The organism is Flavobacterium sp. ACN2 (genome assembly GCF_002303885.1).
Lineage (GTDB): Bacteria > Bacteroidota > Bacteroidia > Flavobacteriales > Flavobacteriaceae > Flavobacterium.
Genome location: NZ_MRCM01000003.1, coordinates 333390 through 349948 on the forward strand (window position 1 = coordinate 333390; position 16559 = coordinate 349948).

The window sequence follows — 16559 nt, forward strand, 5'->3', positions numbered from 1 at the left end:
ATAGTATAAATTTGCAGCATCTTAAATAATTTGTTTTGAAGCTCTTTCATTCTATAAACGATTTTCAGTCAACCAAGAAAACTATCTTAACTCTTGGTACCTTTGATGGTGTGCATATTGGTCATAAAAAAATTCTAGAACGAATTACTGAGAATACTGAAAACGGGAAATATGAAAGCCTGGTTCTTACCTTTTTTCCGCATCCGCGAATGGTTCTTCAAGAAAAATCTGAAATTAGATTACTGAATACGATTGGCGAAAAAATAAAACTTTTGAAAGCAACAGGTATTGAAAACTTAGTTGTTCATCCTTTTAACGAAAGTTTTTCAAGACTAACAGCCGAAGAATTTGTTCGCACTATTTTGGTTGAGAAATTTCAGATTCAAAAAATTATTATTGGGCATGATCACCGTTTTGGCCGTAATAGAACTGCCAACATTGATGATTTAATTGCTTTTGGAATTGAATACGGATTTGAAGTAGAACAAATTTCTGCAGAAGAAATCCAAGATGTTTCGGTAAGTTCGACCAAAATTAGAAAGGCTTTAAATGAAGGAAACATGGCTTTGGCCAACGAGTATTTAGGCTATAACTATTTCTTGAACGGAACTATTGTGAAAGGAAAACAATTGGGACGAACAATTGGATTTCCTACAGCTAACATTAACATTGAAGAAGATTACAAACTAATACCAAAAATCGGTGTCTATGTTGTAAAAGCGACCATAAATAACGAAAGTCTTTTTGGTATGATGAATATTGGATTTAATCCAACGGTTAATGGCGAAAAACAAACTATCGAAGTTCACTTGTTTAATTTTGATAAAGACATTTACGATCAAAACATCGAAGTTTCTTTGCTTCATTACATTCGCGATGAGCAGAAATTTAGTTCGGTAGATGCCTTAAAAGCACAGCTTCATCAGGATAAAATGGAATCTTTGGCTTTTATAGATTCTTCTCTAAAAAATCAGACTGTATAGTTTTTAGCGTTTTTAAATCATCGTAGTTATTTTTTTAGTAAATTTGATAGAACACTGTTTTTCAAATATTTACTATTAACTTCTAAAATATAACCACTATGAAATTACCTAAAGAAATTACCAACGGTTTTTTGATTTTCCTCGGAATTGGCATTTATTTTTTATTAATGAATGTATTAGGTTTAGCGCATTTGTTTTATTTGAGAACACTCAACGTTTTCTTTATATTCTGGGGGGTTAACAGGACAATGCAGATGAACCTACAGGAAGGAGAAACCAATTTTCTATCGAATGCTATTTCTGCAATGACCACTTCTGTGGTTGGTGTATCTATGAGTGTATTTGGCTTATTAGTTTATAGTTACGCTCGAGGCGGAGATGCTTACGTAAGAACTTTGTCTGAAACTTTCATGTTTGGAGGAAATCCATCAGTACCAACTTATTGTATTTGTTTATTATTTGAAGGAATTGCTTCTTCTGTAATTGTTACTTTAATGATGATGCTGTATTGGAATAACAAATATGCAGCCGATTAATCTGAAACTGCTGCAAAATTTTTACGGAAATCACTTTTTATAAATGCCTCTTTTGAGCATCGATTAGATTAAAAATTTTAGTCAATAGAGATCTTAATTCTCAATAAATATTTTTAAATTGCTTGTAGCAGAGAGTTATAAGCAATTTTTTTATTTATAAAGAATGAAATTAAAACAAATTGAAAGGGTAAAAAAAATCTCAAAAGAAGAGTTTATTTCCCAATATGTAAAAAAACAAATTCCTGTTGTTATCGAAGAATTGACCGAAGACTGGCCAGCTTATAACAAATGGAAATTATCTTATATGAAAGAAATCGCAGGAGATTTGGTCGTTCCTTTATACGACGACAGACCTGTAAATCACGAAGACGGATTCAACGAGGCGCATACCACAATGAAAATGAGCGATTACATCGAGTTACTACAAGAAAAACCTACTAATTATCGTATTTTTCTTTACAACTTAATGAAACAGGTTCCTTCGTTAAAAAACGACTTTTTATGGCCAGAAATTGGTTTAAAATTAGTCAAGCAAATGCCGATGTTGTTTTTTGGCGGTGAAAATTCGAAAGTGTTTATGCATTATGATATTGACTATTCGAATATTCTTCATTTTCATTTTCACGGAGAAAAACAATGTATGATTTTCCCTCCTAGCCAATCAAAATTTATGTATAAAGTTCCTCATGCATTAATTTCGAGAGAAGATATAGATTTTGACCATCCAGATTATGAAAAATTTCCAGCGCTCAAAAATGCCGAAGGCTATATTACCAATCTAAAACATGGAGAGATGCTTTACATGCCCGAAGGATATTGGCATTATATGAAATATCTAACGCCAGGATTTTCTATGAGTTTGAGATCGTTTCCAAAAAACATTGTCAATTTATCGAAAGCAGCATACAATGTTTTTATTATGCGTCATTTTGATATTATGATGCGAAAAATTCAAGGCCAAAAATGGATTGACTATAAAAACGAAAAAGCGATTACCAATACGCATCAAAATTTACAGCGTACTGCCTAATAAATGTAAAAAGCGGTTGATTAACTCAACCGCTTTTTTTTATTTACCTGAAGACTATTTTTCTTGTCATTGTATTTCCATTATCTAAAGTGATTTTAACCAATAAAACTTGAGGGCCCGATTGAAAATTTGGAATGAGCCATTCTTTACTTTCAATTTGTTTTTTGCGATATAACAATTTGCCTCCCGCATCATAAATAGCGACTTCGTCCAGATTTTCCTGCTCAGGCATAGATTGCAATCTGATGTTTTTATCTTTAACCGAAACAAAAACCCTCTTATCTTGATTTTCAAAATCTTCGTTTCCTAAAGGTTTGCCACCATTTGGATTTGTATAACGCAATACAAATCGGTCTAGAAAAGTTCCTGGCGCAGAGATAAAGGTATATCCTCCAGATTTAAGGTTATGTACCGTGTTTGTTACCTTATCGTGCAAAAATATATCGTTATTGGCCAAATCTCCATCTGTATGATCTATAGCAATTGTAAAAGCACCTTCTTTAATAGTCGATTTATATCCTAACGGAATTGTATCAGTTACCACAAAAGGTACCGCTCGCCCTTGAATAACTAATTTTTTACCGTCATTGATACTATAAAAATCAACATAAGGATTTGCATTCATTGTTACAGCATCGTAATTAAAATCAAATAAGTTTGTTGCTCCCGTTATGTATCCGACAAGCAATTGTTTAAAAGCTCCTTCTGTATTTGTAAAATTTAACCAGACACGATGTTTTTCTACAACCTCTGTTTTCGCAGATTTATAAAACTGACTATTAGAATTAGGAACTCTCATCGAATTTGTAAAAACACCTCTTTGTCCTGTTCTTGCTTTTGCAAAAAACCCTTGCCCAGCAGCAATGTAACCTTTTAATGGCTCTTGATTTCCAGGCGATGGCGCACCAATACCAGTTAAGTTACCAACTGTAGTATCTCCCGATAAATTATAAATGGCATAATCATCGTTTGTATAAGTATAGGTATTACCTCCTGGCACAGTTATTTTTGGAGGTGTATTATGTGTCCAAAAAAATAGCGTTCCATAAAAATTAGCAGCATTATCATGAATAAACTCATCTGCATAAATTGCCGATGGATATGGATTTCCAAAAAAACAAAACTTTTCGGGACCCGCTACAGGACCTTGGATTGTTCCATTATTTGGCACCCCAACAAATTCGCCTGTAAAAACACTTGGCGTTCCCGTCTGAAAAGACTGCGGACCTCTAATGCTATAACCTCTTCCTGGTTCCATTGTCATTGTACCGTACAAATTGGTTGCCCATTTAAAATCGGAAGTCCAATAAAAATACTTATCGAATAGCGTTTCTGAAGAAAATTCATTCATTGTAATATCTGCAACGGGAGAAGACCAATAGGTAAGATCAAATCGTCTTACAGATGTTTTTCTTCTGTAAGTTATATTTCCAGTATTATTGACATCGGCAACCTGAACCAAACTTGAGTTATTTTCAAAAATCAAAACCCCATTACCCAATACACTGACTTCATTTGTCACCGTTAAAGAATTTGTTTCTTCTACAATTAATGATCCATTATTTTCAATCGTTAATCTACTCGCAAAAAAACTTCCATTGGTTCCAGAAATAATAGGATCAACACCTACATCTGGAATGTCTATACAGTCAGAAGCAATAGGAACCCCTACTGGCGTCCAATTTGCAGGATCACCCCAATTGGCACTCGCAATTCCATTCCATACTTTAGTAACAAAAGCATTTATTGTAATTGGTGTTACTTCTGATTCGCAGCCCGATGTATTATTTCTCACTTGCACATTGTAACCTCCGGAAGACAAACCTGTAAATATTCCCGAAGTATTACTAAAATCTATTCCATCAACACTATACGTATATCCTGTTCCAGATGAAGGCGAAGTGACCGTGATAACACCCGTATTATTGATACAGCTTGGCTGTTGTGTTACTGAAGCAGTTGGCGCAACTGAAATTGCATTTACAGTTAAAGAAACATTTTGAGTAGAAGGACACCCATTTGATGTTGTAATGGTCATTATACCATTGTAAGTACCTGCTGTCGTATTTGCCGGAACATTCACATTTATAATATCTCCTGATCCAGAACTAAAAGGAAACGGTGTCGCTCCTTGATCTGTCAATGCAATCCAATCGATTTCATAACTAACTGGAGAACCCGTAGTAGAATTGTAACTTAAAGTAGTCGTCTGCGCTGATGAACTTTGACAAACTGGAGTAAAAACCCCTGCAGTACTTATTGTTGGAACGGCATTAATCGTTAAAGAAACGGCTTGAGTTGCCAAACATCCATTTGACGTAAAAATTGTCATTACTCCACTGTAATTTCCCGCTGGTGTATTTGCTGGAACAATAATATTATTGATATTTCCTCCTCCCGAATCGAAAGAAAAAGCAGTAGTTATTTGATCATTCAATAATGCCCAGTCTATAGAATAGCTAATTGGTGATCCTGTTACAGCAGAATAGGGCAGAAAAGCTGTTTGCTCTGATGCATTTTGACAAATTGGAAGTAAATTTCCTGATGTTGTAATTGTTGGAACTGGATTAACTGTTATCGTAAAATTATTGCCTGTCGAAATACAGCCAGCTGCATTAGAAACTGTTAAAGTTCCTGTATAAGTTCCCGCCGCCGTATTTGCAGGTATAGGGATATTGATTGAGTTTGCTGGCAAGGCCGCATTTGTAACTGCTGCGAAAGTATTTGCCGGACTGGCATTCCACGTAATGCTATAAGTCGTCGGTGCATTTGTAACAGCACTGTAAGGCAAAGTAGTGCTTTGTGCACTTGTACTTGCGCATACTGCAGTAGTAGCTCCTAATGTTATTGTTGGCAATGGGTTTACGATAACGGTAAAATTATTTGCTGATGACACGCATCCGTTTGCATTGCTTACCGTTAAAGTTCCTGTATAAGTTCCCGCCGCCGTATTTGCAGGTATAGGGATATTGATTGAGTTTGCTGGCAAGGCCGCATTTGTAACTGCTGCGAAAGTATTTGCCGGACTGGCATTCCACGTAATGCTGTAGGTCGTCGGTGCATTTGTAACAGCACTGTAAGGCAAAGTAGTGCTTTGTGTACTTGCACTTGCGCATACTGCAGTAGTAGCACCTAATGTTATGGTCGGCAATGGGTTTACGGTAACGGTAAAATTGTTTGCTGATGACACGCATCCGTTTGCATTGCTTACCGTTAAAGTTCCTGTATAAGTTCCCGCCGCCGTATTTGCAGGTATAGGGATATTGATTGAGTTTGCTGGCAAGGCCGCATTTGTAACTGCTGCGAAAGTATTTGCCGGACTGGCATTCCACGTAATGCTGTAGGTCGTTGGTGCGTTTGTCACAGCACTATAAGGCAATGTTGTGCTCTGCGCGCTTGTACTTGCGCATACTGCGGTAGTGGCTCCCAATGTTATGGTCGGCAATGGATTGACAGTTATAGTAAAATTTGTTGGAGCCGCAGACACGCACCCAGCCGCATTACGAACCGTTAGCGATCCTGTATATGTCCCACCTACAGTTCCAGCAGGAACAGCAATACTTATTGAATTTGCTGGCAAGGTCGCATTTGTAACTGGTGCGAAAGTATTTGCAGGATTTGCACTCCATGTTATACTGTAGTTTGTTGGTGCATTCGTAACTGCCGAATAAGGCAATGTTACATTTTGCAAACTAGCGCTCTCACACACAGCTGTAGTTGAGCCTAAAGTTATTGTTGGCAGCGGATTGACAATAACTGTAAAATTATTTGCCAAAGACGTACATCCAGATCCAACTGCGTTTTTAACAGTCAATGTACCAGTATATGTTCCGGCGGCAGTATTTGCAGGTATCGGAATACTAATCGAACCTGCTGGCAATGTCGCATTTGTAACTGGCGCGAAAGTATTCGCCGGACTGGTATTCCACGTAATGCTGTATGTCGTTGGTGCATTTGTGACAGCACTATAAGGCAAAGTAGTGCTTTGTGCACTTGTACTTGCACATACCGCAGTAGTGGCTCCCAAAGTTATTGTAGGTAACGGATTTACAGTTATAGTAAAATTTGTTGGAGCCGCAGACACACACCCAGCCGCATTGCGAACCGTTAGCGATCCTGTATATGTCCCACTAGCAGTTCCAGCAGGAACAGCAATACTTATTGAATTTGCTGGCAAAGCAGCATTTGTAACTGGTGCGAAAGTATTTGCAGGATTTGCACTCCACGTAATGCTGTAAGTCGTTGGCGCATTCGTAACTGCCGAATAAGGTAATGTTACATTTTGCAAACTAGCGCTCTCACACACAGCCGTAGTTGAGCCTAAAGTTATTGTCGGCTGAGCACTAACTACGATATTGACAGCATTATTCGCACTAATAGGTGAAGTACAATCTACTGAAGTTAAAGAAGTAACTGTAATAGTGCTACTTCCTAAAGCAGTCAATCCCCTTGCGGTAAAACTTCCAGATCCGGCAGCCCCAACTACCATTGTTTCTGTTAGTCCTGCCGCATTGGGTAGACTTCTATTGTACGTTACTGTGTATGTACCAGCCGGCAGACTAGCCGCTGACCCCGTTAATTGTACTTGTGTGGTTGTTCCTGTACAAACATTTGGCGCTGATATTCCAGTTAAACTATATTGTTTACAAGTATATGTAATGTTAACTTGACCTCTGGCACCACTTCCTCCATTATATAAAGTTGATGGAGTTAATAAATTTAAGGAACTAGCCGCTCCAGAACCCCCTCCTCCAAATTCCTGTCCAGGCTTTCCTGCACCATTTGCTCCCAAAAGACTAGCATAACCAAGTCCTCCTGCTCCTCCTTTTTGTGGTCCTTGATTGGCGGCATTACCACCATTTCCAGAGGAAAGCGCTAAATTTAGTAAACTATTATATCCTATTCCCGAAGCTCCTCCATTTGTCATCGTTATACTTCCTATAGTACCAGTAGTTGCAGGTGTCGCACCAGGCGGAGTATCTCCTGTAGTTGGAAGATTAGCCGTACCTCCTGCACCCCCTGGCGCGAAAAAAACTCCTTGAAAACCGGTTATATAAGATGCTCCCCCACCGGTTCCATTTCCTGTTCCTCCTGCGCCTGGAAGACCAACAATGACATTCAAAGTTGATGCTGTTATTCCTGTAATTTTTCCTAAAGCATATGCACCTCCTCCTCCTCCAGGAGCACCTCTTCCCCATCCGCTACCACCTTGAGCTGCACCTCCAGCTCCTCCTGCACCCCAAGCTTCAACAGTAACTTCGTCCATACCTGCAGGAAGAGGGAAAGAAGGATTACTAGCTGGAACTGAATGTACTAAAGTTTGTGCTTTTGACGTGGTATAGAAGATTGATAAAACTAAAACCAGCAGAATTCTTAATCCTCTACTTGATTTTAATGGTTTCCCAATATAAGTCATTAAAGATAAAAAGCTGAAGAAACTCAGCGTAGTAAGTAAATCTTTTTTCATCTTGTGGCATTTTAGTAATTGAAAAATAAATTCAAACTCAAAACATCATTAATTGCAAAATGAAAAAGAGAAATTCTTTAAGGCCATACCAACAAGACTGAGTCTTTATATAGAATTAATGAAGCGCTCCAATTTTACAATCAACTTAAGGCAGATAAAACACCGTTTTTGAAACTGTGCTTTTTGAAGAAAAAAAATCAAATCATTGGCTTATAGAAAAGTATTTAATCGATAAAAAAAGCATTTCATCGACAAAAACCAACTACAAGGTACGATTTTATTTACGCATAAATTCCTAATGTAGTATTAAACCCATAATTTTAACACTAAAAACTCAAAAAACATAAAAAATAAGAAAAAACTGTTAATTTAAAAACAAGACATTGATTTTCAAGATATTAACCAAAGAAAAAAAGCAATTAGATACGATTTCTATTCGGTCTTTAAAAAATGACTTTTTTTGAAGCCGATTTGCCATTTTCGAAAATGACTTTTACTAATAAAACCTGATGAGAAGAGAACAAGTTTTCGATCGAGACTTTTTGGGTTTCAAGCTGATCTATTCTATACAGTAGATTTCCTAAAACATCAAATATTAGTACCTCTTTCATTAGTTCAGCTAGAGATTCAATATGTATATTATGGTTTTTAACAGATACTAAAATATCCTTCGAGAGGTTATCAGAAATATTGTTTCGTAAAGTTGCATTAATGTAAATTATAGAAAAACGATCATTAAAGGTTCCTACTTCAGAATCAAACTGATAGGAACTTTCAGAAATATTATGTGTTTTATTTAATTTTTTATCGACTAGAAAGATAGGCTTATCATTAAAAAAATCATCTTTATGATCTATCTCAATTTTTAAATTATCACTAACTGCAGTTTTATAACCTATAGCTATTGAATCGCTTTCTAAAAAAGGCAATTCACGGCCTTGGATTACTAATTTTTTATTTTCTATTATACTATAAAAATCCAATGGCATTCCTGAACTTAAATATTCTGCATCATAATTCAGATCTAAAGAATTTGAAGCGCCTGATGCATATCCTAGTAAAATCTGTTTGAATTCATTTTCATTGTTTTTAATATTTAACCAAAACCTAGACTTTTCGGCAACAGATTTTACTTGTGAGCTTGGAACTGGTCGAAAAAAAGAAGTATTTCTATCTCGAACTTTCATACTATTTCTAAATTCTAAAGTGCCTGTTAGATTGCTTTTTACAAAAAAGGCCTGTCCCGACGCAATTGTACCATCTGGCGCATCATTACTAACTCCAGAACTTAAAACTGAGCTTGTGCCAACACCTCCTAATAAATTGTAAACTGCATAATCATCATTAGTATATCGATAGGTATTAGTTCCTGGAATTGTAATTCTAGGCGGAGTGTTATGTGTCCAGAAGTATAATGCTCCCTTTGTTTTCGGAGCATTTTCTCTTAAGAAATCATCTGCACTTATGGCACATGGATATGGATTACCAACTAAATAAAACCTATCTGGGGCAATCAACTCAACTTCTATTTTACCATTGTTTGGAATTCCTTTGAAAACACCTTCAAATATCGCTCGCTCTGTAGTAGAAAAACTTTGCGGAGCTCTAATACTGTAGCCACGACCAGAAGTCATAGTCATGCTTCCGTAAAGGTTTGTTTTCCATCCTAAAGTGGAATCGTGCCAGAAATATTTATCAAAAAGGGTTTCGGATGAAAAATCATGCAATGTCATATCGGCTACTGGTGAAGACCAATAGGTAAGGTCAAATCGAATTACTGGTTTTGTTTTTCTTTTTAAATGAATGATTCCTGTGTTTACTATGTCATCATCCTCTTGATATAAACTAGCAGAATCTTCTAAAACAAGTATTCCTTTACCGGTGTAAGCAAACTCAATTCCTAATGTATTTTTTTCAAGTAACGTAACCGTTTTATCTTGTTCAATATTGCATCCGCATATATTAGCTGTTTTCAAGTTTGGAAAACTTTCTTTAAAGTAAACGTCTTTTCCCGCAGAAGGATAACCATTCGACCACGAAACTCCATCCCAAGTTGTGGTATTAACGCAAAGTTTTAAGCGGGCAATTCTATGTTTTGAAATGCCAGAAACAGAATTAAAATTACCACCAATCATCAATCTATAATCTTCATCAAATTTCATTGCAAACAGCGTATTATTTGATGGCGCCGCAAAAGAATTATCATACGATCCTGAAGGCAATAAACGAATCAATCTAGAAGAAGCAATAGTATTATATGTGCCTGAAAAACTTCCTCCTACCAAAATTCTATCGTCTGGCTGCACTAAAATAGCACGAACATCTCCTTTACTGAAGCCAGTGCCTGATTGGAATGTAGTATCGAGACTTCCATCACTATTTAATCGAAGAATTCGTTTTTGTGAAACCTTATTAAAAGTCAAAAAAGAACCTCCAACTATAATCTTATTGGATTGAAGTGCAATTGCATAAACATATTTATCAAAACCCTCTTTTATATTAAAGCTAGCATCAATACTTCCATCTTGATTTAGTCTTACCAAACCTGCAAAAGTCATATCATTAAAAGTTTTAAAATGACCTCCAACCAATATCTTTCCATCTTCTTGCACGACTAGACTTTCTATTATACTGTCTGCACCTAAACCAACATTAAAATTTGGATCTTTTGTTCCGTCTGGAAGAATTCGGACGATTCTATTAGCGCTAACAGTATTATATTTAGTAAATGCTCCTGCCACAATTATTTTTTGATCGGACTGAATTGCCATCGTATACACTTGTGCATTAAATCCGTCGCCAGCGTTAAATGAATTATCAATTTCTCCATTTACCAATATTCTAACAATACGATTCTGAGTAAGATCATTGTACTTTGTAAAATTACCTCCTAAAACAATCTTTCCATCACTTTGAAGTACAGTAGTTTTAATTACATTATTGCTTCCAGAATTTGTGGCGTTAAAAGCTGGATCGATCGCTCCGTTTTCTAATAAGCAAACCATTTTGGGAGCAGCAACTCCATTAAAGGTTTTAAAATTTCCGCCAACTATTATCTTTCTGTTTGGAAGAGGCAGGATACTAAAAACAGAGTTGTCAAATCCTACTCCAGAAGCCAAATAGGAAATATCGTGTTCTCCTTCACTATTAATTTTTGCTAACCTGCCCTGATTTTGGCCGTTAAAAACAGCGAAAGAACCTCCTACAAACCAACAATCCTCTTCATCAAATTCTAAAGCTAGAACTGAGGCAGAAGCAGGTCCTGCACCGATATCAAAATTAGGTTTTACGCTACCATCAGATTGTAGAAAAATTAATCTTATCACTTCGGTTTTATTGTAATATCCGGTAAAAGAACCGCCTACCATAATATCGCCATTCTTATTAATTCTGATTGTCTGAACTCCCTCTTTGCTGAAACCTGAACCAGTTGAGAAGCTTTCATCTTTAGTTCCGTCTTCATTTAAGCGAATAATTCTATTCGCTTCAACATTATCAAAAAAAGTAAAATTACCGCCTAAAATCATTTTACCATCAGACTGTAAGGCAATTGCATTAATATCATCATTGAATCCAGCGCCAGTATTAAAACTGGAATCAAAGGTCCCATTAGAGTTTAAACGAATTATTCTGTTGGCAGAAATGCCATTAAAAGTGGTAAAATTACCTGTAAGGATGATTCTCTGGTCTGATAAAACTTTTACTTGTGTAACATTTAATGCGGATCCAGAACCGGTAAGAAATGTAGAATCGATCGTTCCGTTTGGCAATAAACGTACTACTCTGTTTACTGTACCATTATTATATTTTGCAAAGCTGCCAACTATAATTATTTTACCATCTGACTGTAAAGCAATATCATATACAATGCCTGTAGCTGCTCCAATTGTGATATCAAAAGTAGCATCATAAGAACCGTCTTCATTTAAACGAATTAATCTTCCAGCTTTAATTCCGTTGTAACTTGTAAAATTTCCTCCAACAATAATTTTTCCATCGGCTTGTACACAAGAGGCATAAATTTTACCATTAAAACCTGTTCCTGTATTGAAACTTTCGTCTATAGATCCGTTTGGATTTAATCGAGTAAGGTAGGAAACCGCTGTGCCATTCAAACTCAAATAATCGCCACCAACCAGCAAAGCACCTTCTTTTTGAAGAAGAAGCGTTCGAACACTATTATCAAATCCATCCCCATTTTGGCCATCATCTAAAACGTTAAACGAACTGTCAACTTTGCCTTGTTGCGAGAAAAGCGTTTGAGCTGACATTAAAACTAGCATTAACGAATAAAATATATTTTTAATCAAAACGGCGCAATTAAAGTTTAAAAATTGTAAGAATTAAACTAAATTATAAAGCCATAATTAAAAACACAATACCAAGATTTAGGGATTTTTTCTAACTAAACCACTCTGCACTGAAAGTGCAGAGGTTTGTTTGACGAGAGACTGAAAGTCTCTCAACTTTGAAAACTATTATCAATACTAAAAAGTCAAAAAATTAAATTTTTTCGCATTACTAAAAGTACTGCAATAAATTGCAGGGTTTTAAACCCCGATCTGAGACCAATAAAAAAAGCCCATTCTTTAATAAAAAAATGGGCTTTTGAAGAAATATTATTTTTTATTACAAATTAGAAAAAATCACTTTTTTAGTAATAGTAGAACCATTTTCTAAAGTTACTTTAACTAATAAAACCTGATCACTAGACTGTAAATTTGTAATCTGCAATTCTGATGAACTCACTTTGTTTTTGCTGTATATTAACTGAGCGCCAACGTTGAAAATAGTAACATCTTTGATGGTTTCTTTAGAACAAGTAATAGTAACTATTTTGTTTTTTACAGAAATTAAGACACTGTTTTCAAGATTTTCTAGATCATCTGTACCTAATGTTTTACCTGTATAACGAAGGACAAAACGATCGGTAAAAGTTCCAACTAATGTACTGAATGTATAGTTTTCGTTACGTAAATTAATTGTTTTTCCTGTAGTTTTATCTTCTAGGTAAACTTCTTGCTTATTAAAGAATCCATCTCCATGATCTAATCCGATCGTAAAATCTCCTGCAACAGTCGTTTTGTAACCTAACGGAACTAAGTCGGTATTTTCAAAAGGCAGAGCACGTCCTTGAATAGTTAATTTCTTTGTTTCGTTTAAACTATAAAAATCAAGATAAGAGTTACCTGAAATTGTAGGAGCGTCATAATTAAAATCTACGTTATTAGTAGCGCCCTCAATATAACCAACTAATATTTGTTTGAAAGCACCTTCGCTATTTACCATATTTAACCAAATACGATTTCTTTCAATGCTTTTACTTTTACTAGCTACTTTAAAGAAGCTACCATTAACTGATGAACCTCTACGCATATCATTGTTAAAGTGTATTTCAGTCGTTTTTGGTCTAGCAAAAAATCCCTGACCCGCGGCTATAAATCCGTCAAATGTTTTTGTTCCACCAACAACTGTACCTCCTGAAGCAGTATAAACTACATAATCATTACTTGTATAACGATAGGTATTCTCCCCTGGTGCTTTAGTTGGAGGAGCAACGTGAGTCCAGAAATAAAGTGCACCTAATTGATCAGCATTAGCATCCCACAATGCATCTACATCGATCGCAGATGGATAAGGATTTCCTAATAAAAACCATTTATCTGGAACCACTGATGGTACCGTTATATCACCATTGTTTGGTCTTCCTTTAAATTCTCCAGTAAAGTTAGCAGCGGTTTGACTGTCAAAAGACTGTGGTCCTCTAATGCTATATCCTTTTCCAGGTTCCATTTCCGCCATTCCGTACATATTAGTTGCCCAGCCTCCAGTAGGGCTATAAGTGAAGAACTTATCGAAAAGAGTTTCCGATGACAAATCCTTCATTTTAAAAGTATCTGGTTCTCCAGTAACTGGACTTGACCAGTAAGTCAAATCGAAACGGTTTATTTTAGTTGTTCTTTTATAAACAATATCACCATCATTTTTCACATTAGTAGTCTGTAATAGACTTGAACCATTTTCAAACACTAATTTACCATTACTTGTCACTTTATTTGTGATTGTCAGAGTTACTCCATCTGGGATAATTACATTTGATGTCGAAGTAATAGTTAAAGAACATGCCTGTATATTTGGTTTCGCAATTGTAAAAGGCTGATGACTTGCTGTAACATATGAAATCGTAACGCTTTTACTTCCGTCCGGTTCTCCATTTGTCCATCCTGTCGCATCCCATTCTGTATTAGAGCTTGTATCTGTTATTGTGACAGTAGCTGGACTTGAAGTACAACCTGTAGTATTATCTGTAACAGTAAAACTATATGTGTCTGCTGCTAAATCTTGAATAGCTAAAGAAGCACCTGGCCCAGGATAACTTTTTGGCAGAGTCGTTGCTCCTGTTTGATTAACAGTCCAGTCTCCTGATAAACCTGTTACTGTTATGCTTCCTAAAGTATTACATGCAGCATCGTGGTTTTTTGTAATTGTTGGGGCTGTAGGTAATGGTTTTACCGTGATTGTTCCAGAAAGTGTAACAGTTGCACAATTGCCTTGCAACGCAACAGTATAATTATAAGGGCTTGCAGAACTTACATTTGGGGTTCCGCTAATTCTAAAAACACTTCCTGACCATGTTATATTAAGTCCAGTTGGAAAACCGGAAATCGCAACTAAAGTTCCTCCAGTAGTCGCATAAGTAATGTCTGTGATTGCTGAGTTAAAACATATAGATTGTGCATCTGTACCTGTCGCAGAAGTTAAGGTAATTGTATTGGTAATTGGAGTAAGTGTTGCTGTAGTACGAGCTGTACTAGTTCCGCAGCCATTTGTTGCTGTTACTGAAACAGTTCCTGCTCCAGTTCCGATTGTAATGGTTGCTGATGCCGTATTTGCTCCTGCTGTCACTGACCAGCCTGTTCCTGTCACAGACCAAGTGTATGATGTTGCGCCAGAAACTGGTGTTATACTGAATGCATTATTGGTTGATCCTGCACATATGCTACTAGGCTGGGTGATAGTTCCCGGCTGTGATGGTATCGTTGTAGGAGTGATATTTAAAGTCTGTGCTGCACTGGTTCCGCAAGCATTTGTTGCCGTTACTGAAACAGTTCCTGCTCCAGTTCCAATTGTAATGGTTGCTGATGCCGTATTTCCTCCAGCTGTCACTGACCAGCCTGTTCCTGTTACTGACCATGTATAAGAAACTGCTCTTGCAACTGCTGCTACACTGAACGTGTTATTTGTTGATCCGGCACATATATTAGCAGGCACGCTAATGGTTCCAGGTTGTGGTGGTGTTGACGAACTTGCGCTTATCCTAACAACATTACTTGGTGCATAGGTACATCCTGAACTTCCACTTATACTTACCAATCGTCTATAGTATATTACATTATTTGCTGTTATTGACGGTGGAGAGTAATTTCTTGAAGTTCCAGATGTATTGATATTATTAAAAGAAACTCCATCTGTTGAGGATTGCCATTGAAAACTTAATTGAGGGTTTTGTAAATTAGGATCCCCCGAACTATATTGAAGTGATCCAACAATCTGTCCAGGCGTATTAGCTCCAGTTCCACAAAAATCAACCGTTGCTGGAGCTGTTATAGTATTGCTATTGGTATCAAATGGCACCATCGTAAAAGTTACTGAATTCGCATCATCATTCTCATAATAGTCAAATATTAAATCATCATCGCCATCCAAATTTACAACAACATTACTATATGTTGTTGAGGCTTGCTCTACCCATCTATCTAAAATATTTGTTCCGTTTAAATATAGTCGAACTCCATCATCTCCACTAACAGTAATCATGTAACAACCTCTTTTTGTTGTTTTCATTTTATGTCGTACTGCAAAGCCCTGTGTATAAACCTGCCCTCTATTTACTCCTCCTGACATAAATGGAAAACAGTTATACGACCCACCAAAATTTTCAGATATAGACTCTGTGTTTACATTATAATATCCCAAATATGTAAATGAAGTTGGCTGCCTTCCTCCTGCACTATAAACATGAGCTACCCAATTATCCGTTCCATAACTATTTTCATCATCTTGCGTATTTCCGATAGCCGTTTGAGTCATCGTAAGAGTATTTGAACTTGCATCATTTGTACTTCCACAAGAAGTTCCTCTTAATAGTAGAACTCTAACTCTTCCAGATACCAATGGTGTGAAATCTACAGTAGTAGTGTTAGTTGCTGATGCTCCAGTTAAAAACGCATTACCAGCCGCATCATCAAAAACACCTAGATATTCAGTACCATTACTACCCGATCCACTCCAAACACTTGGTATCCTAAAACGATACGTGGAACCTTTTATTACGTTAACAACAACGTATTGCTGAGCTCTCAGTGATTGCGTAAAATTTGTAGTGTTTGTACAGAAAGTATATTCTGAAGATCCCACTCTTGTCGTAGTAAAAGAAGGATACGAACTACATTGCCCAAAAACGGCAGAATGCAAAAAAATGAAGAATAAAAACGAGTAAAGTAATTTTCTCATCATATAACAGTAGGTATTTGTTTGTAAAT

Annotated in this window: 6 protein-coding genes; 3 read left to right on the forward strand and 3 right to left on the reverse strand. The window is 36.4% G+C overall.

What is annotated here, in order from left to right:
• Positions 1-35: 35 nt before the first annotated feature.
• The 3 genes from BSF41_RS05390 to BSF41_RS05400 all read left to right on the forward strand — a co-directional run bounded on the left by BSF41_RS05390 (position 36) and on the right by BSF41_RS05400 (position 2549).
• Entirely contained in the window at positions 36-983 is a 948-nt protein-coding gene (locus BSF41_RS05390) for a bifunctional riboflavin kinase/FAD synthetase (protein ID WP_095928487.1), read from the forward strand.
• Between the two features lie 98 nt (positions 984-1081).
• The gene (locus BSF41_RS05395; protein WP_095928488.1) at positions 1082-1519 is read left to right on the forward strand and encodes a hypothetical protein; all 438 of its coding nucleotides are present in this window, start codon (positions 1082-1084) and stop codon (positions 1517-1519) included.
• A 163-nt stretch (positions 1520-1682) separates the two neighbouring features.
• Positions 1683-2549 (forward strand): cupin-like domain-containing protein, encoded by an 867-nt coding sequence (locus BSF41_RS05400; RefSeq protein ID WP_095928489.1) that lies wholly within the window; start codon positions 1683-1685, stop codon positions 2547-2549.
• A gap of 43 nt (positions 2550-2592) precedes the next feature.
• On the opposite strand, the gene BSF41_RS05405 is transcribed toward BSF41_RS05400, so the two are convergent.
• From BSF41_RS05405 to BSF41_RS05415, 3 genes are all read right to left on the reverse strand, one after another.
• Complete coding sequence (locus BSF41_RS05405; RefSeq protein WP_095928490.1) at positions 2593-8016, reverse strand: T9SS sorting signal type C domain-containing protein; 5424 nt, start codon at positions 8014-8016, stop codon at positions 2593-2595.
• Positions 8017-8459: 443 nt separating this feature from the next.
• Complete coding sequence (locus BSF41_RS05410; protein WP_253251761.1) at positions 8460-12287, reverse strand: T9SS sorting signal type C domain-containing protein; 3828 nt, start codon at positions 12285-12287, stop codon at positions 8460-8462.
• Between the two features lie 358 nt (positions 12288-12645).
• Positions 12646-16533 carry a T9SS sorting signal type C domain-containing protein gene (locus tag BSF41_RS05415; RefSeq protein WP_141248119.1) on the reverse strand — a complete coding sequence of 1296 codons (3888 nt, stop codon included), beginning with the start codon at positions 16531-16533 and terminating at the stop codon, positions 12646-12648.
• Between the last annotated feature and the right edge of the window lie 26 nt (positions 16534-16559).

What these genes read in the sequence shown, in the direction of transcription:
- BSF41_RS05395 (WP_095928488.1), top strand. Translation starts at nt 1,082, where the DNA reads ATGAAATTACCTAAAGAAATTACCAACGGTTTTTTGATTTTCCTCGGA.
- BSF41_RS05400 (WP_095928489.1), top strand. Translation starts at nt 1,683, where the DNA reads ATGAAATTAAAACAAATTGAAAGGGTAAAAAAAATCTCAAAAGAAGAG.
- BSF41_RS05405 (WP_095928490.1), bottom strand. Translation starts at nt 8,016, where the DNA reads ATGAAAAAAGATTTACTTACTACGCTGAGTTTCTTCAGCTTTTTATCT.
- BSF41_RS05410 (WP_253251761.1), bottom strand. Translation starts at nt 12,287, where the DNA reads ATGTCAGCTCAAACGCTTTTCTCGCAACAAGGCAAAGTTGACAGTTCG.
- BSF41_RS05415 (WP_141248119.1), bottom strand. Translation starts at nt 16,533, where the DNA reads ATGATGAGAAAATTACTTTACTCGTTTTTATTCTTCATTTTTTTGCAT.